The organism is Enterobacter sp. 168J2 (assembly GCF_034107265.1).
In the GTDB taxonomy this organism is placed as follows: domain Bacteria; phylum Pseudomonadota; class Gammaproteobacteria; order Enterobacterales; family Enterobacteriaceae; genus Enterobacter; species Enterobacter nematophilus.
In genome coordinates this window covers 440003-463428 of the sequence record NZ_JAWNEB010000001.1, presented here as the reverse complement: position 1 = coordinate 463428, position 23426 = coordinate 440003, and the positions used below count along the sequence as shown (strand labels likewise).

Here is a 23426-nt window from a genome sequence, read left to right as displayed (position 1 = left end):
TCAGACCGCGGTAATCAACCAGCAGTTATGAATTTGACGGTTACGGGCGAAGTCCTGAGACAGCGTTTTTTGGCTGATTTCTTGTGCTTTCAGTCCCAGGGCTGCCAGGCCGTCATGATCCATACGGAAGCCGCGTTTGTTGTTCGAGAACATAATGGTGCCGCCTTTGCGCAGCAGGCGCTTCAGGTCGGTCATCAGGCGCAGGTGATCGCGTTGAACGTCAAAGCTATCCTCCATGCGCTTGGAGTTAGAGAAGGTCGGCGGATCGATAAAGATCAGGTCGAATTGCTCGTCGGTATCGCGCAGCCAGCCCAGCACGTCGGCCTGCATCAGGCGATGCTGGCGTCCGGTCAGACCGTTCAGGCGCAGGTTGCGTTCGGCCCACTCCAGATAGGTACGGGACATATCCACCGTGGTGGTGCTGCGCGCGCCGCCGAGACCGGCGTGCACGCTGGCGCTCCCGGTGTAGGAGAACAGGTTGAGGAAATCTTTGCCCTTGCTCATCTGGCCGAGCATGCGGCGGGCGATACGGTGGTCAAGGAACAGGCCGGTATCAAGATAGTCGGTCAGGTTCACCCACAGGCGGGCGTTGTATTCGCCCACTTCGATAAAGTCGCCCTTTTCGCCCATCTTCTGGTACTGGTTTTTACCCTTCTGACGCTCGCGGGTTTTCAGAACCAGCCTGTTCGGCGCAATCCCCAGCACGGCAATGGTGGCCGCAATGACGTCCAGCATACGCTGACGCGCTTTTTGCGCATCAATGGTTTTCGGCGGAGCATATTCCTGAATCACCACCCAGTCCGCGTAGCGGTCAACCGCCACGTTGTACTCCGGCAGGTCGGCATCGTACAGGCGATAGCACTCGATCCCTTCCTGCTTCGCCCATTTTTCAAATTTCTTCAGGTTTTTGCGCAGGCGGTTGGCGTAATCTTCCGCCACGCCGGTTGGCTTGCTGTCCGCCGCTTTCTCTGCCAGATGGTAGTTTTTCTGCACGCAGTCCAGCGGGCCGTTTTTCGCTTTAAACTGGCGATCGGCACGCAGCTGCAGGCAGCTCAGCAGCTCCGGCGAGGCGCTGAACAGAGACAGGTTCCAGCCGCCGAAATAGTCCTTCATATTGCGGCCCAGCAGGCTGTGCAGGGCAATCAGCGCAGGCTCGCTGTCCAGACGCTCGCCGTATGGCGGGTTGCTGATCACGGTTCCGTACGGGCCTTTCGGCAGCGGGTTGGTCAGGTTCGCCACGTCTTTCACCTCGAAGGTGACCAGCTCGCCGATACCGGCGCGACGGGCGTTGCTGCGGGCGCGTTCAATCACGCGCGGGTCGCTGTCCGAACCGTAGAAGTGAGAGGTGTACCCCGCCAGGCCCTTACGCGCGCGGGTCTGCGCGTCGTCTTTAACCTCTTTCCAGAGCGCTTCATCGTGCTGTGCCCAGCCCTTAAAGCCCCAGTGGCCGCGGTGCAGCCCCGGCGCACGGTCGGTTGCCAGCATTGCGGCCTCAATCAGCAGCGTACCGGAGCCACACATTGGGTCAAGCAGCGGCGTGCCCGGCTGCCAGCCGGAGCGCATCACGATGGCGGCGGCCAGGGTTTCTTTGATCGGCGCCATACCGGTGCGATCGCGGTAGCCGCGCAGGTGCAGACCGGCGCCGCTCAGATCGAGGGAGATGCTCGCCGTGTCGCCGTTCAGCCAGACGTTGATACGCAGGTCCGGATTTTCGCGATCGACGTTCGGACGTTCCTTATTTTTACGCGTGAAGCAGTCAACAATCGCGTCTTTTACGCGCAGGGCGCCGTACTGGCTGTTGCGGATCTCGTCGTTCACGCCGTTGAAATGCACCGCGAAGGTGGCGTCAGGCGTGAAGATCTCTGTCCAGTCGATCATCTGTACGCCGGTGTAGAGATCCAGGTCGCTATAGACCTTGCACTCCTTCATCGGCAGCATGATGCGCGACGCCAGACGGCTCCACATCAGGCTCTGGTAAATAAGCCGCGTGTCGCCCTCAAAATGGACACCACCCTGAACCACCTGGCACTCTTGCGCGCCCAGGGCTTCCAGTTCAGTTTTTAACAGCTCTTCCAGCCCACGGGCCGTACTGGCAAACAGAGAATTCATATCGTCACTTTTACTCTTAGAAAATTGTCGCGCATTATAGCTAATATGGCGTGTATGTCATAAAGTTGAAGGCTTATTTTCATTTGCGGGAGTGTGCAGTGGCGACGTTATCCAGGCTTTTTATTCATCCGGTGAAATCCATGCGCGGCATCGGCGTCTCTCACGCGCTGGCAGACATGAGCGGGTTCGCCTTCGATCGTATTTTTATGGTCACCGAGCCTGACGGGACGTTTATCACCGCACGCCAGTTCCCGCAGATGGTCCGCTTTACCCCTTCCCCGCTTCATGACGGTTTGCATCTGACCGCGCCGGACGGTTCCAGCGCGGTGATCCGCTTTGCTGATTTTGCGGCTGCCGACGCGCCAACGGAAGTATGGGGCAACCATTTTACCGCGCGCATCGCACCGGATGAAATTAACCGCTGGCTGAGCGGCTTCTTCTCCCGCGACGTGCAGCTGCGCTGGGTTGGGCCGGAACTGACGCGTCGCGTAAAGCGCCACGACGCCGTTCCCCTCTCCTTCGCGGATGGCTTCCCGTTCCTGCTCACCAACGAAGCGTCCCTGCGTGATTTACAGAATCGCTGTAAAGCCAGCGTACAGATGGAACAGTTCCGTCCGAACCTGGTGGTGACGGGCGTCGACGCCTGGGATGAAGATACCTGGAAAGTCATCCGCATCGGCAGCGTCATCTTTGATGTCGTCAAACCCTGCAGCCGCTGCATTTTCACCACGGTAAGCCCTGAGAAAGGCCAAAAGCATCCTTCCGGCGAGCCGCTGAAAACGCTGCAATCGTTCCGTACCGCACAGGACAACGGCGATGTCGATTTCGGCCAGAACCTGATCCCGCGCTCCAGCGGCGCGATCCGCGTAGGCGATGAAGTTGAAATTCTCGCCCGCGGGCCGGCGAGAGCGTACGGCTCAGGCCAGGAAGAAGAAATGGTCGACGTTGTGACAAACGTCGCCTATGCAGTGGATATTCACTGGCAGGGCAAGATTATTCGTGGCAACAATCAGCAGGTTTTACTGGAGCAACTGGAGCAAGCCGGTATTCGCGTACCGTATTCCTGCCGTGCGGGAATTTGCGGATGCTGCCGCATCAAGCTGCTGGAGGGTGAAGTGAGTGCACTGAAAAAATCTGCAATTGGCAATGACGGCACAATCCTGTGCTGTAGCTGCGTACCGAAAACGTCGGTACAGCTGGAAGCTTAAACCGCCTGTTCGAGGCTGAAGGAATCTACGCGCAGCTGTGGCTTCAGCCTGTCATTCATGACTTTGATCGCATCACCTAACTGCATTACGCGCCCGGCAATCGTCACGCCGGGCTGCGCCAGCAGACAAAGTGCGGCGTTTTCGCCCGGCTCAACCACTAACAGGCTCACCTCTTCAGCGGTATCGCTCAGGTTAACGCTGGCCGCATCACCCGTTGCTGGCGTCCAGTCCATGCCGTGAGGCAGGAAATGCCAGCTTTTCGGCATTTGCGGTTTCAGGAAACGAATAGCCACCAGCGCATTTAATACCAGTTCGGCACGCTGCTCTTTTGAGAGCTCCAGATCGCGGCATTTTTCTTCAAAGGAGAAATAAAGCGCCGCATCGTCAACGCAGAAGCCCGATGGAGAAAACGCGTCCGGGGTTAACATTCGGCGGGCAAAACGAGAACGAAACAACATGCCATTGGCTAAATCGAGCATCATGCGATCGTGCTCGTCGCAAAAATACCAACGCCAGTTATCGTCAGGTTTAATTCGCATGTTTCTCTCCCGTCCCCAAACGTCCTGTACTAAAAATGTCCTGTTGGCCGCTTCGTTTATAACACTAGTAATAAAAGACTATAATGTCTAAATAAGCAACAGTGACGGAATATAAAACAACCAGGGCTGGAAATAAAGCCCTGGTTGTCTGATTAAGAGAAAAGATTAGATATGAGTAACGATTTCTTTAATCAGCGGCGGGCCTTTAAAAATAAAGCCGGAATAGATTTGCACCAGTGACGCACCGGCCGCCATCTTCTCGCGCGCAGCAATCACCGAGTCGATACCGCCGACGCCAATAATCGGTAAACGGCCATTTAATTCCGCAGACAGAGCGCGAATAATTTCGGTGCTTTTTAATTGTACCGGACGGCCACTTAACCCACCCGCTTCGTCACAGTTTTTCATTCCCTGAACGAGCGAACGATCGAGCGTGGTATTCGTTGCAATCACCCCATCGATATTATGGCGAACCAAACTGTCGGCAACCTGGATCAATTCTTCATGAGAAAGATCCGGCGCGATCTTAACCGCGACAGGAACATATTTATGGTGGATCGCCTGGAGTTCATTTTGTTTATTTTTAATGGCACTCAAAAGATCGTCCAGCGCTTCGCCATATTGTAACGAGCGTAAACCCGGGGTATTAGGTGAGGAAATATTCACCGCGATATACCCGGCATAGGCGTAGACTTTTTCCATACAAATCAGATAGTCATCTTTACCCTGCTCAACCGGCGTATCTTTATTTTTGCCAATATTGATGCCTAACACCCCATCGAAATGGGCTTTCTTCACGTTCTCCACCAGATGATCAACGCCGAGGTTATTAAAGCCCATGCGGTTGATCAGCCCTTCGGCTTCGACCAGGCGGAACAGGCGCGGCTTGTCATTTCCCGGCTGCGGGCGCGGCGTGACGGTACCAATTTCGATGGAGCCAAAGCCCATCGCGCCCAAGGCATCGATGCACTCGCCATTTTTGTCCAGACCGGCCGCCAGACCCAGCGGATTTTTAAAGGTCAGACCCATGCACTGCACAGGCTTTTCCGGCACGTTTTGACGCACCAGTGCCGCCAGAGGCGTGCCTGTAATACGACGTAATTGCTGGAATGTAAATTCATGAGCGCGCTCGGGGTCGAGCTGGAAAAGGGCTTTACGAACGAAGGGGTAGTACATGAACTCTCCTGGATTCCCGGTGTGCAAACCGGGAGGGGATTATGGGCGATCCCGTCGCGAAAGGGAATTGACCTGCGGCAAAAAAAACGGCGTAAAACGCAATCGTTTTCCTGCCTTTCCCTTTCTTATGCAGTTTTTCGCATTTTAATTGCGGATAAATCATTTAGTGGAATAACCGCGCGGTGTCACACTCCTGAAAATTGTTATGAATGTTAGATAAAAGCAAACAATTAGTTATAAGGAGGATGTATGCGCGTCATTACCCTGGCCGGAAGTCCACGATTCCCTTCGCGTTCCAGCGCCCTGCTGGAATATGCCCGTGAAAAGCTCAACGCCCTGGACGTGGAAGTGTGCCACTGGAATCTGCATAACTTCGAGCCTGAAGATTTGCTGTATGCCCGCTTCGACAGCCCCGCGCTGAAAACCCTCACCGAGCAGCTCAAGGAAGCGGACGGCCTCATCGTTGCGACCCCGATTTATAAAGCCTCTTTTTCGGGCGCGCTGAAAACCCTGCTCGATCTTCTCCCCGAGCGCGCGCTGAACGGCAAAGTGGTGCTGCCGCTGGCAACGGGCGGCACGGTGGCACATTTACTGGCGGTGGATTACGCCCTGAAGCCGGTGCTGAACGCCCTGAAGGCGCAGGAGATCCTCCACGGCGTTTTCGCGGATGATTCGCAGGTCATTGACTACCAGCATAGGCCGCACTTCACGCCGAATCTGCAAACGCGCCTTGATGCCGCGCTGGAAACCTTCTGGCACGCGCTGCATCGCCGGGATATCCAGGTTCCTTCTTTTACTCCGCCTCAGGGAGTCGCACATGTTTAAAACCTTAACCCGCCTCGGACTGGCTGGCCTGATGGCGTTTTCCGCGCTGGCGCATGCCGCAGAAACCGCACCGGACAGCTTACGCATTGGCTACCAAAAAGGCAGCGTCAGCATGGTGCTGGCAAAAAGCCACCAGCTGCTGGAAAAACGCTTCCCGGACACCAAATTCTCCTGGGTGGAGTTCCCGGCAGGGCCGCAGATGCTTGAAGCCCTGAACGTCGGCAGTATCGATCTGGGCAGCACGGGCGACATCCCGCCTATTTTTGCTCAGGCTGCCGGGGCAGACCTGGTCTACGTCGGCGTAGAACCCGCGAAACCGAAAGCCGAGGTGATTCTGGTACCTGAAAACAGCGACATTAAAAGCGTCGCCGACCTTAAAGGGCGTAAGGTCGCTTTTCAGAAAGGCTCCAGCTCGCACAACCTGCTGCTGCGCGCCTTACAGGAAGCCGGGCTTAAGTTCACCGACATTCAACCCGTTTACCTGACGCCTGCCGACGCGCGCGCCGCGTTCCAGCAAAAGAACGTTGATGCCTGGGCTATCTGGGATCCGTACTACTCAGCGGCATTACTGCAGGGCGGCGTACGGGTGCTGAAGGACGGTACCACGCTGAAACAGACCGGCTCGTTCTACCTCACCGCACGCCCTTACGCGGAAAAAAACGGCGCGTTTATTCAGGGCGTGCTGGATACCTTTACCCAGGCAGATGCGCTGACCCAAAGCCAGCGTCAGGCGAGCATTGCCCTGCTGGCAAAAACCATGGGCCTGCCTGAACCGGTGATCGCGAGCTATCTCAGCCACCGTCCACCCACCACCATTTTACCGGTAGACGCGCACGTCGCCGCGCTTCAGCAACAGACCGCTGACCTCTTCTATCAAAACCGCCTGGTTCCAAAACAGGTCGATATTCGCGAACGCATCTGGCAGCCCGCAGGCAAAGAAGGAGCTAAATCATGAGTCTGAATCTTTTCTGGTTTTTACCCACCCACGGCGATGGGCACTATCTTGGCACAGAGGAGGGTTCGCGCCCGGTTGACCACGGCTATCTGCAGCAGATTGCGCAGGCGGCGGACCGAATCGGTTTTACCGGCGTGCTGATCCCGACCGGACGCTCGTGCGAGGATGCCTGGCTGGTCGCCGCGTCGATGATCCCGGTCACCCAGCGCCTTAAATTCCTGGTAGCATTGCGCCCGAGCGTCGTCTCCCCCACCGTGGCGGCGCGTCAGGCGGCAACGCTGGACAGGCTCTCCAACGGCCGGGCCCTGTTCAACCTGGTGACGGGCAGCGATCCGCAGGAGCTGGCGGGTGACGGCGTGTTCCTCGACCATACCGAGCGCTATGAAGCCTCCGCCGAGTTTACCCGCGTCTGGCGACGCCTGCTGGAAGGCGAAACCGTCACCTTTGAAGGCAAGCATATTCACGTTCGCGACGCGAAGCTCTACTTCCCGCCGGTGCAGCAGCCGCGTCCCCCGCTCTATTTTGGCGGATCGTCGGATGTGGCTCAGGATCTGGCCGCCGAGCAGGTCGATCTCTATCTGACCTGGGGCGAGCCGCCCGAACTGGTGAAAGAGAAAATTGCCCAGGTCCGCGCCAAAGCCGCCGCCCATGGCCGCAGGGTGCGCTTCGGCATTCGCCTGCACGTGATTGTGCGCGAAACCAATGAAGAAGCCTGGCAGGCGGCAGACCGCCTGATCTCCCATCTGGACGATGAGACCATCGCGAAGGCGCAGGCCGCGTTTGCCAAAACCGACTCCGTCGGGCAGCACCGCATGGCCTCTCTGCACAACGGCAGGCGCGAGAATCTGGAAATCAGCCCGAACCTGTGGGCGGGCGTCGGCCTGGTGCGCGGCGGCGCGGGCACGGCGCTGGTCGGCGACGGCCCGACCGTAGCCGCCCGGATTAATGAATACGCTGACCTGGGCATCGACAGCTTTATTCTCTCCGGCTATCCGCACCTGGAAGAGGCGTACAAGGTGGGCGAGCTGTTATTCCCGCATCTGGACGTCGCCGTTCCGGAAATTCCGCAGCCGCAGCGGCTCCAGCTGCAGGGCGAAGCCGTGGCGAACGAGTTTATTCCGCGCAAAGCCGCGCAGAGCTAAGGAGTGACCATGTCTGCCACCTCACAAAAATGGCTGCTGCGTGCCGCCCCGTGGTTTTTGCCCCTCGGCATCGTGGCGCTCTGGCAGCTCGCGTCGACCACCGGCTGGCTGTCGAGCCGCATTCTGCCCTCTCCGGAAGGCGTCGTAGAAGCGTTCTGGTCGCTGAGCGTCAGCGGCGAGCTGTGGCAGCATCTGGCGATCAGCTCCTGGCGCGCGGTGATTGGGTTTTCCATCGGCGGCAGCATTGGTCTGGTGCTGGGGTTGATTAGCGGCCTTTCCCGCTGGGGCGAGCGGCTGCTGGATACCTCCATTCAGATGCTGCGCAACGTGCCGCATCTGGCGCTGATCCCGCTGGTGATTCTGTGGTTTGGGATTGACGAGAGCGCCAAGATTTTCCTCGTGGCGCTGGGCACGCTGTTCCCGATATACATCAACACCTGGCACGGCATCCGCAATATCGATCGCGGTCTGGTGGAGATGGCGCGAAGCTACGGCCTGTCCGGCTTTTCTCTCTTTACACACGTGATCCTGCCGGGCGCCCTGCCCTCCATTATGGTCGGGGTGCGTTTTGCGCTCGGCCTGATGTGGCTGACGCTGATTGTGGCGGAGACCATTTCAGCCAACTCCGGCATCGGCTATCTGGCGATGAACGCCCGCGAATTTCTGCAAACGGACGTGGTGGTAGTTGCCATCATCCTGTATGCCCTGCTCGGCAAACTCGCGGACGTCAGCGCCCAGTGGCTGGAGCGCAGCTGGCTGCGCTGGAACCCGGCCTATACCCTTCAGGAGGCGAAAGCATGAATACGGCACGACTGAACCAGGGAACGCCGCTGCTGCTGAACGGCGTAACCAAACGCTACGGCGAAAACACCATTCTTAACGGGCTGGATCTACACATTCCCGCCGGCCAGTTTGTGGCCGTAGTCGGGCGCAGCGGCGGCGGCAAGAGCACGCTCCTGCGTCTTTTAGCCGGGCTGGAAGCCCCCAACGGTGGAGAGATTCTGGCAGGAACAACGCCGCTTTCGAATATTCAGGACGATACGCGCATGATGTTTCAGGACGCGCGGCTGCTGCCCTGGAAGACGGTGATTAATAACGTCGGGCTGGGGCTCAAAGGCAACTGGCGGAATGAAGCCCGTCAGGCGCTGGCCGCCGTCGGGCTGGAAAACCGTGCAGGTGAATGGCCTGCGGCGCTGTCGGGTGGGCAGAAGCAGCGCGTGGCTCTGGCGCGAGCGTTGATTCACCGTCCCGGCCTGCTGCTGCTTGATGAGCCGCTCGGCGCGCTCGATGCCCTGACGCGGATCGAAATGCAGGATCTGATTGAATCCCTCTGGCAGGCGCACGGCTTTACGGTCCTGCTGGTGACGCATGACGTCAGCGAAGCCGTGGCGATGGCGGACCGGGTATTGCTTATAGAAGACGGGAAAATCGGTTTGGATCTGACGGTGGATATCCCGCGCCCTCGTCGCGTAGGGTCGGCGAGACTGGCGGAGCTGGAGGCAGCGGTGCTGGAGCGGGTGATGAAGCGTGGGGAAGCGGAGATTCAGCGGATAAAGGCCAATGCCTGATGCCCTCACCCCGGCCCTCTCCCACTGGGAGAGGGAGAAAACCAATGCCCCTCGCCCCCACGTAGGCCCGGTAAGCGTAGCGCCACCGGGCTTTTTTACATCAGGCCAGTGCTTTAGCAATCTTCTCGTACAGATCGCCAGACAGATTTTCCAGCCCTTTCAGCTGCTCAAGCGCGGCGCGCATCTTCGCCTGGCGCTGCGCATCGTAGCGTTTCAGGCGAATCAGCGGCTCAATCAGACGTGATGCAACCTGCGGGTTACGGCTGTTCAGCTCGGTCAGCATTTCCACCATAAACTGGTATCCGCTGCCGTCTTCGGCGTGGAACGCGGCCGGGTTGCTGCTGGCAAATGCGCCAATCAGCGAGCGAACGCGGTTCGGGTTGCTCATGGTGAACGAACGGTGCTTCAGCAGGCTGCGAACCTTGCTAAGCGCATCGGCCGCCGGGCTGGTCGCCTGCAGAATAAACCACTTGTCCATCACCAGGCCATCCTGGTGCCACTTGTCGTCATACTCCTGCATCAGCGCATCGCGGCACGGCAGTTCAGCGGCAACGCTTGCCGCCAGCGCGGCCAGCGCATCGGTCATGTTATCCGCTTCGTGATACTGCTTGCTCACCAGCGTGTTCGCCAGCCCGGCCTCACCAAACGCAAGATAGCGCAGGCAGGTATTGCGCAGGGTACGCTTGCCGATATCCGCATGCTCCACGCGATAGGCGTCAAGCTTGTTGGCGTTGTAGAGCACCAGGAATTCATCCGCCAGCTCGGTCGCCAGCGTGCGGGTCAGCGCTTCGCGCACGGCCACGATGGCAATCGGGTCGATGATGTCGAACAGCTCCGCAATTTCAGTCGCGGACGGCAGGGTCAGAATTTCAGCCGCCAGCGCCGGGTCAATCTTCTCGTCCAGCAGGATGGCACGGAACGCGTCTGCCACGTGCACCGGCAGCGTCAGCGGCTGACCCTGCTGGTAGCGGTTCACGTTCAGCTTGATGTAGGTTGCGAGCAGGCTCTGCGCGGCGTCCCAGCGAGAGAAATCGTTGCGCGCGTGGCGCATCAGGAACGTCAGCTGCTGGTCGCTCCACTTGTACTCCAGCTTCACCGGCGCGGAGAATTCGCACAGCAGCGCAGGAACCGGCTGGAAGTAGACGTTATCGAAGATAAAGGTCTGCTCTGCCTGGGTCACGTTCAGCACGTTATGCACCGGATGGCCGCCCTTCTGCAGCGGGATGACGTTGCCTTCGTTGTCGTACAGCTCAATGCTGAACGGAATGTGCAGCGGATATTTATCTTCCTGCTCGGCGGTTGGCGGCGTGCGCTGGCTGATGGTCAGGGTGTACTGCTCGGTTTCCGGGTTGTAGTCGTCCTTCACGGTGACGATCGGGGTCCCGGCCTGGCTGTACCAGCGGCGGAAGTGAGAGAGATCAACGTTGGACGCGTCTTCCATCGCCTGCACGAAGTCGTCGCAGGTGGCCGCGCTGCCGTCGTGGCGTTCGAAATAGAGCTGCATCCCTTTCTGGAAGTTCTCCTCGCCCAGCAGGGTGTGGATCATGCGAATAATTTCCGCGCCCTTCTCGTACACCGTCAGGGTGTAGAAGTTATTCATCTCAATGACTTTATCCGGACGGATCGGGTGCGCCATTGGGCTGGCATCTTCCGCAAACTGCAGGCCGCGCATGGTACGCACGTTGTTGATGCGGTTGACCGCCCGCGAGCCGAGATCGGAGCTGAACTCCTGGTCACGGAAGACGGTCAGGCCCTCTTTCAGGCTCAGCTGGAACCAGTCGCGGCAGGTGACGCGGTTACCGGTCCAGTTGTGGAAATACTCGTGGCCGATGACGCGTTCAATATCGAGGTAGTCTTTATCGGTGGCGGTATCGGTACGCGCCAGCACGTATTTGGAGTTAAAGATGTTAAGGCCTTTATTCTCCATCGCGCCCATGTTGAAGAAGTCGACGGCGACGATCATATAGATGTCGAGATCGTATTCGAGGCCGAAGCGCTCTTCGTCCCACTTCATGGAGTTAATGAGTGAAGTCATCGCCCACGGCGCGCGGTCAAGGTTGCCGCGGTCAACGAACAGCTCCAGCGCCACTTCGCGTCCAGAGCGGGTTTTGAAGGTATCGCGCAGCACGTCGAAATCACCCGCCACCAGCGCAAACAGGTAGCACGGTTTCGGGAACGGATCCTGCCACTGCACCCAGTGACGGCCATTTTCCAGTTCGCCCTCGCCGACGCGGTTACCGTTGGAGAGCAGGAATGGATAGAGCGTTTTATCGGCAATGATTTTAGTGGTAAAGCGCGCCAGCACGTCCGGGCGGTCGAGGTACCAGGTAATGTGGCGGAAACCTTCTGCTTCACACTGGGTACACAGGGCCACGCCTGACTGGTAAAGCCCTTCCAGCGCCGTGTTGGCGGCAGGGCTGATTTCATTCACGATGCGCAGCGTAAAGCGTTCCGGCAGGTTGTCGATGACCAGCTGGTTGCCTTCTTCTTTATAGTCTGACCAGGGTTCATCGTTAATATGCAGGGAGACCAGCGTCAGGTCTTCGCCATCCAGACGCAGCGGTACGGCAGTCGCGCTGTGGCGCGTCACCTGGCTTACCGCCGTCACAACGGTTTTTGTGGCATCCAGGTCAAAAGTCAGGTCGATATCGCTAATCAGGTATTCCGGCGCACGGTAGTCGTGGCGGTATTTGGCTTGTGGCTGTTGTGTCATAGAAAACCTTATGCATCGTTTGTCGAGTAACGTTTCAATATATTCCTGTTGCGTAAAACGCGCTATGCAGAATGTTCATCTTTTCAGGCAGAAACACCTTTTTTGCTACATTTGTATAATATGAACTCATAATTTTTAAAATCGATAAATATCGTCCAGGAGCGCATAAAACAAGGGATGAGCGAGATCGATACAAAACATGATTAACGAACTTTAACGCACTTTACCATGCACTTTTGCCCCATCCATGCCCCAAAGCTTTTTTAAGCCAACCTCAGACACCATCGGCTCTGCAGGTCACATCGACAATAATTATTCACGCAGAAATACCCTCAAAATTTAAAAACAAAGAGCTCACGCCTTGACAGACAAATCCTCCACAGCAAAAAATACTGTATATCCAAACAGTAGATAATGGAGCGCATTATGTTTGTTGAACTGGTTTACGATAAGCGAAACGTTGAAGGCTTGGAGGGAGCCAGGGAGATTATCCTGGCCGAGTTGACGAAACGAGTGCACAACATTTTTCCCGACGCTGAAGTTAAGGTTAAGCCGATGCAGGCTAACAGCCTGAATAGTGACGCAAGCAAAAGCGATCGGGAAAAGCTGAATCGGATGTTGGAGGAGATGTTTGAAGATTCAGATATGTGGTTGGTTTCTGAGTTCCCGACTGTTCGCCAGGTTGGGCTTTAAGTATGGTAAGGCAGTTGAGCATACTGCGGCTGCCTTACCACCATTAGAGTTTTATCCCCACAGGAAACTTTTTATAAAGCGTACACACAGCCACGTCATAAATTATCGCTACCTGCTTCCTGTCCACGCCGTTCGCTATCAATCTGCCAGCCTGCGCCCATTGCTCCAGGGTAAGCTTCGGACGCCTGCCACCGATTCGCCCTTTCTCACGAGCTGCGGCCAACCCTGCCCGGGTGCGCTCCACTATCAACTCCCTCTCCATTTCTGCCAGCGCTGACATAATATGAAAGATGAAGCGCCCCATCGGGCTTGATGTGTCGATGCTGTCAGTGAGGCTCTTGAAGTGGATGCCGCGCTGCCGGAGTTCGTCCACCAGCAGCACCAGATTCCGCATGCTGCGACCGAGTCGATCCAGTTTCCAGACCACCAACGTATCACCCTCATTTAATGTCTTGAGAAGCTTTTTGAGTGCTGGCCGGCTTGCCACTGTTCCGCTCATTTTTTCTTCGAAAATTTGTTCACATCCTGCGCGTTCGAGCGCTTGCCGCTGAAGATCCGTATTTTGGTCATTTGTTGACACCCTTACATAGCCAATTTGCATATTTTTCACCCAGTTATTTCTGCAAAAAAATCAGGTGAAGTTATCGACCAGGCCGCTCCAGAGCAATCTATAAAACGTCGGTTTAGGAAACAGCGCCACCAAGAACATCGGCACAGCGGCGGGAACGGTCGCTGCCGGTGATGATTCACGGCTCACTGGAGCCCTTCAAAAAACTGGTGGAACACTTAACGGCCAGTTTAATTTTAATTCTTCCTCTTTGGTCCTGGATAATAAATCAGGGATGCGTGTTCCTCTTGGCACCATGACATTTTATGGTGGGGTGCAATCAGGCCAGGCTAATAATGACATTGTCGGACTAACAGCTGATGCAAGCGCCGTTACGAATCAGTTCGTGGGCGGGTGGATTTATAAATGGTTCTCTGATGCAGTCATTACTGGCATAAAGCGCGGTGGAGGTACAGACGCGAGTTATTTCGTGATTTACTATAACGGAGGTTCCACCCCCGAAAAAAACTGGACCTTCGATCTGAAAACGGGCAATGCAGCTGCGTCCGGTTCCTGGAACAATAACTCTGATGCCAGGCTGAAAGAAAACATCGAACGTGTTGCTAATCCGCTTGAAAAAATGCGAAAGGTCAGGGGGGTGACATGGGATCGACGTGATGGTGCCGGACCGGGTCAGGGGTTTATTGCTCAGGAAATGAAAGCTGTAATGCCAACAGCGGTAACCATATCACCGAACCCAGTGAAGCTTGAAGATGGTACCGAACTGGAAGATGTGCTGACGGCTGATACATCTGGTTTCGCAGCAGCTCTTCACCATGAGGCAATTTTGGCTTTAATGGATCAAATCGAAGAACTAACTGGAAAAGTTGAGGCGTTGCAGGCCGGGAGCTGAATAATCCGCCACCGGCTTATAAATCACTTAGCGGGCCAGTAACAAATTATCGACCTGTGCTTTAAGCCTTTCAATTTCATCCATGAGAGCAAGGATCGCTTCATGGTGCAGAGCTGCAGCAACCCCGTAAGTATCGACAGTTTTCACATCAGAAATCACTGTGCCATCCTTCAGGGAAATGTCATAGCCACCTTTAACAGCTTCAGGAAACTCTTGCTCAACGTCCTGGGCAATAAAGCCGTAACCCGTTGTTTCATTGTCTATACGCTCCCAACAGCAGCCCTTGATGCTTCTCATCTTCATGAGAGGATCGGATATGCGCACGATGTCTTTTTTTATGCGCGCATCAGAGAGTGATACCCATTGACCACCAGTGCCACGCCCATCAGGGTAAAACATAAACGATGCGGCTGCTCCACCAGATTCTGCTGTCACATTTAACTGAACACGATCAAGTGGAGTCGAGCCGCTCCGTATTGCACCTAGCGCCCATGAACCGCTATACCACTTACCGACTACCTGGTTTACATAATTGCCCTGAGAGGAATCATTTGTTGTATTATTCATCTCAATGGAGTTATCACCGCCACTTCCCTTTCTGACCCCTAAACCACCGCCGGCATTTGTATGCCAGTCAGTTGCTCCGCCACCAACACCGTTGATCGTCACAGCAGATGAAATCGTCCCCCCCGTTTTACCGTTAACGGTTCCAAGCCGTGAATCGTCGCCAGCTGCCACGGTTCCGGCCACCGTTCCGACGTTCCTCGTGGCACTACTTCCCAAACCGAGGTTTGTGCGAGCGTCTGCGGCATTCGTTGCGCCGGTTCCGCCGTCTGTGACAGCAAGCGCACCATTGCTCCCTTTCTGTGCCAGTTTACCGATGCCAGGGATGGTTACGGAGGTACCGTTGATCGTTACGGTGATACTCTGATTGGCTGAGGTTGTGGCGAACGTCTCCCACGCTCCAATGTTCTCGTCATATTCTTTGATGAGCTGAGACATAGCCTGTGCCAGTCCATCAACCGAGATAATGTCGGACACAAGAATTCCATACTTCTGGCCGCTAAGTGCCGGGGAAGCGGCAGGGGTTACCGTAATTGACGTGGCGCTGTTCACGGATGAAATCTGGAACAGCTGTACCGGGTTAGACATCACGATAATCGTCTGGCCAGCGCGAACCTGGCTGGCGGGTGCCGTCCAGTTTGTACCCGTCCCGGTGGCGGTATTTCCGTTGATAGCAATGGTGCCGGTGTTATAAAGCATGAACTACCTCACGATAATAACGATCGTTTAAAGCGATCAATAATGTAAAATTGATCGCTCTTATCAATCTGACTATTTTTTAAACTCGAATAAAATGGATATTCCCGCAGATACAGGAATGTAGAAATGAAACGATTATTTGCCGTGGTACTTTTGCTGATGGCTGGCTGTGCCGATAAAGACAGAGACTATGTCTTCAAAATGGATTACCCGGTGGATGCGGCGCGCTTATCTCTTGGGGGAGATATTCACGTGAATATTGACTGCGCCATGAGGCAAGTTAACGTAATTTCAGACAGCAGCAATGGCATTTTCAGCCGACATATAAATAAGCGGCTCAGCAATATCTGTTATAAGAAAACGGATAAGCTTAATGTCGTATACCGCTTCGAACCTGCAAAAGGTGTGAAGCAAAACATGATCGCTACTCAATACCCGCGCGTCCCACCCGTATCAAATTCCGACAAACTGAGCGATGGGAATTCGTAACCCTCTCCCCTGAAGTATCTGGCTCCAGTTGCGCTGATTTTTGGATATATACCTGCCCTGCAGCTGTGAGCCAGTCCATTTTAAAGCGATCCCTGAGTAACCAGTCGCCCCACCATCATCACTCAGATTTCCCGGACAGTTGTTAACCAGAATCCACGGGTTAAAGCCGAGGTTTATCGCAAAGGTATTGTTCTGCAGATCATAACTCGCTGGTACATCAAAAAAACCAACTACCCGGGGCATTTTCGATGCTGATGCAGCGCTCCAGATAAGGTTTCCACCAGCGTCGAATACATCCAGGTAACCGCTCTGAATTCCAATATTTCGCGTCGTGCGTATCATCCTCCCTGCATTATCTTCAAGAAGATCGGCGCCGGGTAAACCATACTTATTTGCATCCAGTTGAAGCCAGCGCAAATTCCCGTCATTCCAGAACTGTTGCTGGGTAAATCCCAGCGTGCTTCCGTCACCAAACGGGCTGTCTACACGGTAAAAACCTTTTTCAGTCACAGCCCCCAGAGAACGCTGATCATAAAAAAGGGTGGACCTGTTTTGCGAATCGACGAGTAACTTGCCGGCACTGTTGTAAACTTCGAATCCGCTCATTGAAAGTTATAAACCTCAACTGTGAAAGTGAATGCAGGACTACCAGTGGTCGGTAAATAGAATGCAGTGAAGCCGCCATTATAAGCGCGGCAGTAATATTCATTTGCAGTTACGCCAGTTGTTACAATGGATATAAATGAACCATCCTGGGTGATACCGGAAAATGAAACGTCTTTCGCCGTTTCCCCGGCAGCAAATGTTACTGTTGTGCTTCCAATATAGCGGATAGCATAATCACTTAAATCAACGGCAATACGCCCTGCTCCGTCCCAGCATTGCAACCCCTGTGGCATTACCATAACCCCATTCTGACACGCAGCACGTTGTTGCTGTCGTAGATTTGAATGAGCGTGCTGGATATCAACATCCTGCCGCCGCCGCCCACACCGTTAATTTCAAATGTTCCCCCCTTATCAAGCTTCCAGCCTACAGAGCCAGCCACATAGTTATTCGACTGGATATAGTTACCGATTTTGGCGTTCTCAATGGTACCGTCCTGAATGAAGCTGGCCCGGATGAATGTCTGCCCGTTCTGGATCACGAACGGCAAAGCCACGCTATTTCCGGCTGCCGTGGTGACGGCGAAGCGATCAGCCAGGAAGATAACCTGCGACTGCATGCCGGATGGTGTATTCTGAACCCCAATACCCATCCCGGCAGCGTAATACTGCCCGTTACTGGTTACGCCCACCTTGATGTTGTACATGGCACTGAGGTTACCGTTTACATCTGCGATAGCCTGTGCGTTGACGTTTATCGCGGCACTGTTTTCGCCAGATTTAACAGTCAGGGTGTTAATTTTTGTCGCCGAAGCCTGGGTGAAATCAGCAAGAGTTTCTGTCAGGTCCGTTGAGTTAGAGATATTGCCACCAGCTTCCGCATCCAGCGTGACCAGCGCGCGTGCGACCGCCTGGCTGGCATCGGCAATCGTAGTATCCACTCTGTCTATGCTGGCACTGTTCCCGGCGTTCGTGGCGGTCTGCGAGCGACGACTTACCACCTGCGCCAGCCCATTCTGAATAATCGCGATTGCCGAGTTCTTCACTCCTCCCGTCATGCCGTCCATCGACACAGAAATCTCGTCGATCTTCACTTCGGCCTGAGCCAGCCCGTCAGCGTTCTCCAGAATGTCTTTCGCCTGCTGCTCGAGTTCGTCGGCATGATTTTTAATTTCATCAGCCATGCCAGCAATTTTTTCATTGCTGTCCACCGCGTTCTCGATCAGGTCTTTGAACGTATCGGAGTCTTTAATTTCCTCCAGGATCACGTCTGTGATGTCGGAAACATCGATGCTGGCCTGTCCTCGCACCCATTCGGTGTAACCTGATTCGTTGCCGCTGCGGTCCACCAGCTGCGCGCGGTACCAGAAAATCTGCCCAGCCTTAAGGCCCATCTGCTGATATTTGCGCTGCGGGTAAGGCACATCGGTCAGCAGCATCGCATCGTCTTCGGTACCGGTCAGGCTGTACTGAATTTCCGTCTTCAGCGTGTCGTCGGTATTCGCCGGGAATCCCCAGTTCAGCTCGATACCAAATACAACGTTTTCAGAAGCGATGAAGCCAACCGGCTTCGGTGGGCTGCCCACTTTACCCGTCAGCGTTTTCTCTTCTGAATAGCCCCATCCGGAAGAAATTTCTGCGGCATTGATTGCGCGCACGCGCACCAGGTAGCGCCCTGCATAAATCCCCGGGACGTCGAATGATGTGGTGGAGCTGCGCGGCACGTTAACCCAGTTCCCGTCGTTTCGGCGCCATTGCGCTTCATAGGCGATAGCGTTCTGCGCCTGGTCCCAGCTCACTCGCATCGTTTCGACGCTGATATTCTGCTGAACCACGGAAAACGAGCTGATCACGATGTTCGCAGGCGGCGACTGGTTACCCGGTGGGATCACGCTCACCGGCCGCTGGTCGATAATGGCTCCGGTATCGATACGGGCATATTTATCCGGATCGTGCCATGCGCCAGTAATCGAGAACGTGCCATCATCCTTTTCGGAAACGCTGACAACACGATACTGCTGCGCGTAGAGCTCGTCAGATTCAACCACCCAAACAGCTTCGGCCTGTGGCGTCTCACTGTATGCCGTGGTGACTGTGACTGATTCCCCGTTTACGGCCTGAATGGTCCTGCTCTGCGACACTCCGGATGGTAAGTTGAGAATAAGGCGATCTCCTGCTACTGCATCTGCCACGCGGTCAAGCTTGATAACGCGACCGTTAACGGCGCTGATGCGGCCGCCCATAACCTTTCCGGAAAGCAGCTCGTCTGCCACGGCGATGATGTAGCCCGGCTGCGGAATGTTGCCGTCCAGCCCAACATCAAACGAAACAACGCGATCCTTGTTGTTGGTGAGAATACCCCAGCGCCCCTTTCGGTTCGCTTCTGACTGCCTGGTGCAGCCGATGGCTGTCATTTCCAGCTGATTGAAGCCGTATCGCGCCACCAGCGCCTGCTCAAATACCGGCTCCATCGCGTCGGCATAAGCGTTACCCGGGTCTGACCATGAAACCAGCGCTGTGGTGTAGCGGCTTTTCGTGGTGCTGCTCGAATAGGTGAAGCGACCGCCAACAACGTTAGCGCGCGTGTAGCTGTAATCAACATCGCGCGGCATGTCAGCCAGGGCCACAATCTGATCCCCGCCCCAGTAGGTCATGCCACGGAAGATAGCGGCAAAATCACGCAGGACTGTGTAGGCATCGTTCCGATCCTGAATGTACACGTTGCAGGTATAACGTGGTTCGGTACCGTTGCCCCCTTTGCCGTCTGGTACCATCTGATCACAATACTGGGCAACCTGATAAAGCGTCCATTTATCAATATTCGCAGCGGTCAAACGGTGCCCGAGGCCGAACCGGTCAGAAACAACCAGGTCGTAAAAAATCCACGCAGGGTTATCCGTCCATGCCCACTTAAACGCACCGGTCCACGTACCGCTATAAGTGCGTGTTTCAGGGTCGTAGGTATCTGGAACGCGGATAACACGGCCGCGAGGCTCGCAGGAGATCTGCGGGATTGATCCGTTAAACTGGCTGGAATCGAATTCGATGTAAAGCAGCGCGGTGTTCGGGTAGCGCAGTTTGGCGTCAATCACCTCGGTGAAGCTCTGCAGCGTCATCGTGTCGCCGATCTTCGCGCTGTTGGCGTCAGAGGTAATCTTACGCAGGCGTATTGTCCAGGTGCTGCCAGCCTGCGGTAAATCGATACGGTGGCTGCGCTCATAACCAGACGTCGTTTTGCCAGTCACGCTGGTATTGAGTACCGTCTGCCATGCGCCGCCGTCCGTTTGCAGGTCAATCGCATAATTGACCGAGTAACCCACCAGATCGCCGTCGTCCTCCTGTTTGAAAAGCGAGGGCCATTTCAGACGCAGGCGAACTGCTGAAAGCTGCGTATTGGTAAACGTACGCGTCCAGGCTGTAGCGCTTGATACTTCTGTACCCACGCTGATTTCATTTTCGGTACCGGGAATCCCCTGAATGTAATTTTGCGCCTGTGTTCCCGCACGAAACTCCCACGTCACACCGCTGAAGTTTTGGGAGCCGTCGGCGTTCTCAAGCGCCGTTCCGTCCAGATAGATATCTTTGCCGGTTAGCTGCCCTGCAAACTCCCCTTCCCCAAGCGCAACGAGGATTTTTGCCTTCGCTACAGATTGCAGATCATCAGGCTGTTCGGTAGGGGTTCGTGAACTTGAGCTGCCGCCCTTGCGGCCCTTTAACACTTTATCTGTAGCCATATTGCGCCCATAAAAAAAGCCACCCGAAGGTGGCCAGAAAAAAGTTAGTTATCTACTGCTGATCTTCGACATAAATTCCGGCAGAAATAATCGCTCCGCCTATCCGCCGGCGGCCATATAGGAGCGGTACCGGATAGCCTTGCGCCGCGGTGTTTGTTACACCACCGAATGCGTATGATGCACGGTTATCTGCGCTTTGTTTGCTGGCTAATCCGGTTGGTTGGGGTGATAGCATCTGGACGACGCCACCAAGGATCAGAGCTCCACCAGCCTGATAGAAAAATGGTGAAGCTCCAGCAAATGGCGTGAAATTTAATACCACCCCAACGGCCACCAATACAGCACCTAAAATAGTTTGTAATACACCTGCTTTTTTACTTCCAATCGGCACTGGAACGATTCTTATAACCTCACCACTGACAGGAAATCCTAATTCATCAACGCCAATATTTTTCTTCCCGCGAAAAACCGCATAAGAAAGCCCTCTTTGCTTACTTGTATTCATGAATTTTTCGAAACCATTAATCGTAGCAGATAAGGCTTTGCAAGCTTCTTTGGTTGTGCTTATTGAGCGATGATGTGTTTTACCAAAAGTCTTTCCCAGAACGCCGCCAAGTTCAATGCGAGTCATTACATCTGACATGAATCACCCCAATAAAAAAGCCACCCAAAGGTGGCCTTTTCCTGTTAAATATCAACTCTAATTTATCGACATCGGGAGTATATCTACATTCCCACTTTGATCGATAAATATCCTTAAAACTCGAGGAGTGTTTTCTTTTATTGAAAACTCCCGTTCTTTTTTAGGTGCACCATTACATAGGCCTTTACCGGCAAACCCAGCCCCAATCAATATATCGCCAGGGTTTAAGTACGCAGTGACTTTTTCACCTGTATCAAGTTCAGCCAAATATTTACCATTGATATAGGTTGTTATAGCGCATCCACCAGCAACGAAACCTTTATCGCGAATGATAGTTACGGCAGTTGTGTTTGTTGACTGTTGAAATTCTTTCGGTGCTGACACTTCTTTTGCATACTGCGGGAGAACTGGCTCAGTCGAACAACCAGCCAAAATTAACAACGAAAATGCCAATAATGATTTTTTCATATCCCTATCCCCTTTGGTTTTGCAAAAGGTTAGCACAGAGATTTGTAACGTAGAATCTTCATCGTCCTTTCCTGCCAATAGCCACCATACGGCACGCGCTGGCTCAGATGTCCGTACAGGTGGTGCAGCAGCATATTTCCCTCCAGCAGAATTCCCGCGTGGTTCCACTTATCAGCCTGGACCTGCATGATCACCATATCGCCGGGTTTCGGTGGCCCGTCGAATTCCCGGAAACCGCACTCATACCAGCAATCCTGATAGAAGTTGTCCGGATAGTCGTTTTCCCACCAGGGATAATCGACGCGGTAATCATGGAGTTCGATGCCATGCGTTTGCCGGAAATAGCTCATTACCAGCCCCCAGCAGTCGAAGTGTCCAAGCACAAACGGACGCTCCAGCAGCGGCAGTTCTCCGCGCGGCTGGATGGTGCGTAAATCCCCCTCCGGCCAGCTCACAATATGCCAGGGTAAAAGCGTTGCGTCGCATTGCGCTTTATCCAGTTCGCTCGGTTGCGTTGTGGCGTCAGGGTGACTGTGAACGATGGCGATCACCGTTCCCCAGTCCTCAGCAGCTGCGTAGTCTTCGGGGCAAAGGACAAAATTGTCCTCCGGCGCCGCGGCAAGATTCCGGCACGGGAAATAACGTTCAACGCGGCTTTTCTGCGCCACCACGCCGCAACACTCAAGAGGATATTCAGCTGCAGCATGCGCCATAATCGCATCGATGGTTTTCTGACGCATATCAACTCCTGATCAAAGACGTGCCCGGGAAGCCACCAAACGAGAGTTCGTTATTTTCGCCGAATCGGAGTTTGCAGGCCGTCAGCGTGCCATTGCATTCATCCAGCGACGGATCGCTTACCGGGTTGTTGTTTTTATCGAAATAGCGGGTGCCGGCATAGTCGCAGCCGTCGCCGGTACGATATTTATTCCGGATGCACCAGGTACACAGGGAATGAAGCTGTCGCGTCGGGATCATTTGCCCCTGCAGGTCCATCGGGCTGGACAGAACAAATTCAACGGTTTCACCGGCAAGCTCGCCAGTTTTCCCGTCGATATACCAGACCTGCAGCTTTTCCTGAGTCGGGTCTGCTGTGGGGTTGCCGTCCGCGAAATTTCTGGCATCGAGATATTTCTCTTTTGTGTCGTGAATAGTGACTTTCGCCTGCAGCAGATCGTCATACGCAAGACACAGGGCAGAAATAGAGCTTTCGATGTTCGCAACCGTCAGTGATGGCGTTGCATTGCTCCCACTGGTTGATTTTTCCAGGCCTTCCAGCTGATACGGCCAGGCGGCGTATTCATTTCCCTGCCACCAGATTGGTTTCGCCGGAAGCTTGGACTCATCCCCACCAGCGGCGATGATTTCCGCTTCTGTGTGGGGAATGCTGTAATTGTGAAAGCGGAGAACGTCCGTTAGCCCAAAGGAAGAACCGTCCACCTCAATCAGACGAACATCGTTTCCGGATTCCAGCTTCTGATAATCTGCGTTTAAGCTCATGGTTTAAATGCCTGGATGAATGTTGCTTCAAGGTTGAATTTCCCCGCGCCAAGCCCGGTGGGTTTATACGTTTCGCAACGATACAAACCCAAAGGTTCGAGCGGTGGCTTCCATTGAAAGGCTTTCGTTCCTTCATGCCTGTCGAGAAAAGATTTAATGGCAGAAATGTAGGTTTCGTTGCCAGTGAAGTTAAGCGTCCACTGCTGAGTTCTGGTGTTCAATCCATCCCCTGAAACCTGCTCATATCCATCGCCAAACTGGGCTTTCCTGACGCGGAAACTTGTATCAGCCTCCGCGTTAATCCGTGGGCACCAGGTGAAAGTTTCAATGGCCATA

General features: G+C 54.6%; 25 protein-coding genes. 10 read left to right on the top strand and 15 right to left on the bottom strand.

Annotation, left to right across the window (positions count from 1 at the left end; genetic code table 11):
- The gene (gene rlmKL / locus USG84_RS02215; protein WP_151412835.1) at nt 1-2109 is read right to left on the bottom strand and encodes a bifunctional 23S rRNA (guanine(2069)-N(7))-methyltransferase RlmK/23S rRNA (guanine(2445)-N(2))-methyltransferase RlmL; all 2109 of its coding nucleotides are present in this window, start codon (nt 2107-2109) and stop codon (nt 1-3) included.
- A 98-nt stretch (nt 2110-2207) separates the two neighbouring features.
- Between rlmKL and USG84_RS02210 the strand changes: the two genes are divergently transcribed.
- Nucleotides 2208-3317 (top strand): YcbX family protein, encoded by a 1110-nt coding sequence (locus USG84_RS02210; RefSeq protein WP_253541430.1) that lies wholly within the window; start codon nt 2208-2210, stop codon nt 3315-3317.
- Here the strand turns inward: USG84_RS02210 and zapC are convergent.
- Together zapC and pyrD are read right to left on the bottom strand one after the other, a co-directional pair.
- Nucleotides 3314-3856 carry a cell division protein ZapC gene (gene zapC, locus USG84_RS02205; RefSeq protein WP_151412834.1) on the bottom strand — a complete coding sequence of 181 codons (543 nt, stop codon included), beginning with the start codon at nt 3854-3856 and terminating at the stop codon, nt 3314-3316. The genes USG84_RS02210 and zapC overlap by 4 nt on opposite strands.
- Nucleotides 3857-4021: 165 nt before the next feature.
- Nucleotides 4022-5032 (bottom strand): quinone-dependent dihydroorotate dehydrogenase, encoded by a 1011-nt coding sequence (gene pyrD, locus USG84_RS02200; protein ID WP_061098677.1) that lies wholly within the window; start codon nt 5030-5032, stop codon nt 4022-4024.
- A 249-nt stretch (nt 5033-5281) separates the two neighbouring features.
- On the opposite strand from pyrD, the gene ssuE reads away from it, so the two are divergent.
- Genes ssuE through ssuB form a run of 5 tightly spaced genes read left to right on the top strand, consistent with a single transcriptional unit; the run spans nt 5282 to nt 9522 of the window.
- Nucleotides 5282-5857: an NADPH-dependent FMN reductase gene (ssuE, locus tag USG84_RS02195; protein ID WP_151412833.1), complete on the top strand. Its 576-nt coding sequence runs from the start codon at nt 5282-5284 to the stop codon at nt 5855-5857.
- Nucleotides 5850-6812 (top strand): sulfonate ABC transporter substrate-binding protein, encoded by a 963-nt coding sequence (locus USG84_RS02190; RefSeq protein ID WP_253541427.1) that lies wholly within the window; start codon nt 5850-5852, stop codon nt 6810-6812. The genes ssuE and USG84_RS02190 overlap by 8 nt, the downstream gene beginning before the upstream one ends.
- Nucleotides 6809-7954 carry an FMNH2-dependent alkanesulfonate monooxygenase gene (gene ssuD / locus USG84_RS02185; protein WP_253541422.1) on the top strand — a complete coding sequence of 382 codons (1146 nt, stop codon included), beginning with the start codon at nt 6809-6811 and terminating at the stop codon, nt 7952-7954. The genes USG84_RS02190 and ssuD overlap by 4 nt, the downstream gene beginning before the upstream one ends.
- 9 nt (nt 7955-7963) lie before the next feature.
- Nucleotides 7964-8755, top strand: a complete 792-nt coding sequence (ssuC, locus tag USG84_RS02180) for an aliphatic sulfonate ABC transporter permease SsuC (protein WP_151412832.1) — start codon at nt 7964-7966, stop codon at nt 8753-8755.
- The gene (gene ssuB, locus USG84_RS02175) at nt 8752-9522 is read left to right on the top strand and encodes an aliphatic sulfonates ABC transporter ATP-binding protein (protein ID WP_151412831.1); all 771 of its coding nucleotides are present in this window, start codon (nt 8752-8754) and stop codon (nt 9520-9522) included. Before ssuC ends, ssuB begins: the two co-directional genes overlap by 4 nt.
- A gap of 100 nt (nt 9523-9622) precedes the next feature.
- On the opposite strand, the gene pepN is transcribed toward ssuB, so the two are convergent.
- Nucleotides 9623-12235: an aminopeptidase N gene (pepN, locus tag USG84_RS02170; RefSeq protein ID WP_320738145.1), complete on the bottom strand. Its 2613-nt coding sequence runs from the start codon at nt 12233-12235 to the stop codon at nt 9623-9625.
- 426 nt (nt 12236-12661) lie between these two features.
- Between pepN and USG84_RS02165 the strand changes: the two genes are divergently transcribed.
- Nucleotides 12662-12928 (top strand): DinI family protein, encoded by a 267-nt coding sequence (locus tag USG84_RS02165; protein WP_320738144.1) that lies wholly within the window; start codon nt 12662-12664, stop codon nt 12926-12928.
- Nucleotides 12929-12971: 43 nt separating this feature from the next.
- Here the strand turns inward: USG84_RS02165 and USG84_RS02160 are convergent, their stop codons facing one another.
- Nucleotides 12972-13529: a recombinase family protein gene (locus tag USG84_RS02160; protein ID WP_320738143.1), complete on the bottom strand. Its 558-nt coding sequence runs from the start codon at nt 13527-13529 to the stop codon at nt 12972-12974.
- 30 nt (nt 13530-13559) lie between these two features.
- On the bottom strand, nt 13560-13685 hold the full coding sequence (locus USG84_RS02155) for a hypothetical protein (RefSeq protein ID WP_320738142.1): 126 nt from the start codon (nt 13683-13685) through the stop codon (nt 13560-13562).
- Between the two features lie 85 nt (nt 13686-13770).
- Here USG84_RS02155 and USG84_RS02150 point away from each other — a divergent pair, with 85 nt between their 5' ends.
- Nucleotides 13771-14388: a tail fiber domain-containing protein gene (locus tag USG84_RS02150; protein WP_320738141.1), complete on the top strand. Its 618-nt coding sequence runs from the start codon at nt 13771-13773 to the stop codon at nt 14386-14388.
- A gap of 27 nt (nt 14389-14415) precedes the next feature.
- Here USG84_RS02150 and USG84_RS02145 read toward each other — a convergent pair whose 3' ends face one another.
- Nucleotides 14416-15429: a tail fiber domain-containing protein gene (locus tag USG84_RS02145; RefSeq protein WP_320738140.1), complete on the bottom strand. Its 1014-nt coding sequence runs from the start codon at nt 15427-15429 to the stop codon at nt 14416-14418.
- On the opposite strand from USG84_RS02145, the gene USG84_RS02140 reads away from it, so the two are divergent.
- Nucleotides 15419-15646, top strand: coding sequence for a hypothetical protein (locus USG84_RS02140; RefSeq protein ID WP_233606844.1), 228 nt, complete (start codon nt 15419-15421; stop codon nt 15644-15646). The genes USG84_RS02145 and USG84_RS02140 overlap by 11 nt on opposite strands.
- Nucleotides 15647-15777: 131 nt before the next feature.
- The gene (locus USG84_RS02135) at nt 15778-16140 is read left to right on the top strand and encodes a hypothetical protein (RefSeq protein ID WP_320738139.1); all 363 of its coding nucleotides are present in this window, start codon (nt 15778-15780) and stop codon (nt 16138-16140) included.
- Here the strand turns inward: USG84_RS02135 and USG84_RS02130 are convergent.
- Genes USG84_RS02130 through USG84_RS02095 form a run of 8 tightly spaced genes read right to left on the bottom strand, consistent with a single transcriptional unit; the run spans nt 16105 to nt 23425 of the window.
- Nucleotides 16105-16746 carry a hypothetical protein gene (locus USG84_RS02130; protein WP_320738138.1) on the bottom strand — a complete coding sequence of 214 codons (642 nt, stop codon included), beginning with the start codon at nt 16744-16746 and terminating at the stop codon, nt 16105-16107. The genes USG84_RS02135 and USG84_RS02130 overlap by 36 nt on opposite strands.
- On the bottom strand, nt 16743-17045 hold the full coding sequence (locus USG84_RS02125) for a hypothetical protein (protein ID WP_318155199.1): 303 nt from the start codon (nt 17043-17045) through the stop codon (nt 16743-16745). Before USG84_RS02125 ends, USG84_RS02130 begins: the two co-directional genes overlap by 4 nt.
- The gene (locus USG84_RS02120) at nt 17039-20479 is read right to left on the bottom strand and encodes a host specificity protein J (RefSeq protein ID WP_320738137.1); all 3441 of its coding nucleotides are present in this window, start codon (nt 20477-20479) and stop codon (nt 17039-17041) included. The genes USG84_RS02125 and USG84_RS02120 overlap by 7 nt, the downstream gene beginning before the upstream one ends.
- Nucleotides 20480-20531: 52 nt before the next feature.
- Nucleotides 20532-21122, bottom strand: coding sequence for a tail assembly protein (locus tag USG84_RS02115; RefSeq protein WP_059290920.1), 591 nt, complete (start codon nt 21120-21122; stop codon nt 20532-20534).
- A 57-nt stretch (nt 21123-21179) separates the two neighbouring features.
- Nucleotides 21180-21590: a hypothetical protein gene (locus USG84_RS02110; protein WP_320738136.1), complete on the bottom strand. Its 411-nt coding sequence runs from the start codon at nt 21588-21590 to the stop codon at nt 21180-21182.
- A 29-nt stretch (nt 21591-21619) separates the two neighbouring features.
- Entirely contained in the window at nt 21620-22330 is a 711-nt protein-coding gene (locus USG84_RS02105) for a C40 family peptidase (RefSeq protein WP_096152003.1), read from the bottom strand.
- A 1-nt stretch (nt 22331) separates the two neighbouring features.
- A complete protein-coding gene (locus USG84_RS02100; RefSeq protein WP_045407314.1) occupies nt 22332-23090 on the bottom strand; it encodes a phage minor tail protein L in 759 nt (252 codons plus the stop codon).
- Nucleotides 23087-23425, bottom strand: a complete 339-nt coding sequence (locus USG84_RS02095) for a phage tail protein (RefSeq protein WP_000963855.1) — start codon at nt 23423-23425, stop codon at nt 23087-23089. The genes USG84_RS02100 and USG84_RS02095 overlap by 4 nt, the downstream gene beginning before the upstream one ends.
- Nucleotide 23426: the final 1 nt, after the last annotated feature.

Bases quoted from the DNA above. Each gene is read 5' to 3' on its own strand.
- pepN (WP_320738145.1), bottom strand. From the start codon at position 12,235: ATGACACAACAGCCACAAGCCAAATACCGCCACGACTACCGTGCGCCG.
- USG84_RS02150 (WP_320738141.1), top strand. From the start codon at position 13,771: ATGCGTGTTCCTCTTGGCACCATGACATTTTATGGTGGGGTGCAATCA.
- USG84_RS02125 (WP_318155199.1), bottom strand. From the start codon at position 17,045: ATGGTAATGCCACAGGGGTTGCAATGCTGGGACGGAGCAGGGCGTATT.
- ssuC (WP_151412832.1), top strand. From the start codon at position 7,964: ATGTCTGCCACCTCACAAAAATGGCTGCTGCGTGCCGCCCCGTGGTTT.
- zapC (WP_151412834.1), bottom strand. From the start codon at position 3,856: ATGCGAATTAAACCTGACGATAACTGGCGTTGGTATTTTTGCGACGAG.
- USG84_RS02110 (WP_320738136.1), bottom strand. From the start codon at position 21,590: ATGAAAAAATCATTATTGGCATTTTCGTTGTTAATTTTGGCTGGTTGT.
- USG84_RS02165 (WP_320738144.1), top strand. From the start codon at position 12,662: ATGTTTGTTGAACTGGTTTACGATAAGCGAAACGTTGAAGGCTTGGAG.
- rlmKL (WP_151412835.1), bottom strand. From the start codon at position 2,109: ATGAATTCTCTGTTTGCCAGTACGGCCCGTGGGCTGGAAGAGCTGTTA.
- USG84_RS02100 (WP_045407314.1), bottom strand. From the start codon at position 23,090: ATGAGCTTAAACGCAGATTATCAGAAGCTGGAATCCGGAAACGATGTT.
- USG84_RS02105 (WP_096152003.1), bottom strand. From the start codon at position 22,330: ATGCGTCAGAAAACCATCGATGCGATTATGGCGCATGCTGCAGCTGAA.
- USG84_RS02115 (WP_059290920.1), bottom strand. From the start codon at position 21,122: ATGTCAGATGTAATGACTCGCATTGAACTTGGCGGCGTTCTGGGAAAG.
- USG84_RS02120 (WP_320738137.1), bottom strand. From the start codon at position 20,479: ATGGCTACAGATAAAGTGTTAAAGGGCCGCAAGGGCGGCAGCTCAAGT.
- ssuD (WP_253541422.1), top strand. From the start codon at position 6,809: ATGAGTCTGAATCTTTTCTGGTTTTTACCCACCCACGGCGATGGGCAC.
- pyrD (WP_061098677.1), bottom strand. From the start codon at position 5,032: ATGTACTACCCCTTCGTTCGTAAAGCCCTTTTCCAGCTCGACCCCGAG.
- USG84_RS02095 (WP_000963855.1), bottom strand. From the start codon at position 23,425: ATGGCCATTGAAACTTTCACCTGGTGCCCACGGATTAACGCGGAGGCT.
- ssuB (WP_151412831.1), top strand. From the start codon at position 8,752: ATGAATACGGCACGACTGAACCAGGGAACGCCGCTGCTGCTGAACGGC.
- USG84_RS02190 (WP_253541427.1), top strand. From the start codon at position 5,850: ATGTTTAAAACCTTAACCCGCCTCGGACTGGCTGGCCTGATGGCGTTT.
- USG84_RS02130 (WP_320738138.1), bottom strand. From the start codon at position 16,746: ATGAGCGGATTCGAAGTTTACAACAGTGCCGGCAAGTTACTCGTCGAT.
- USG84_RS02135 (WP_320738139.1), top strand. From the start codon at position 15,778: ATGAAACGATTATTTGCCGTGGTACTTTTGCTGATGGCTGGCTGTGCC.
- USG84_RS02140 (WP_233606844.1), top strand. From the start codon at position 15,419: ATGTCGGACACAAGAATTCCATACTTCTGGCCGCTAAGTGCCGGGGAA.
- USG84_RS02160 (WP_320738143.1), bottom strand. From the start codon at position 13,529: ATGCAAATTGGCTATGTAAGGGTGTCAACAAATGACCAAAATACGGAT.
- ssuE (WP_151412833.1), top strand. From the start codon at position 5,282: ATGCGCGTCATTACCCTGGCCGGAAGTCCACGATTCCCTTCGCGTTCC.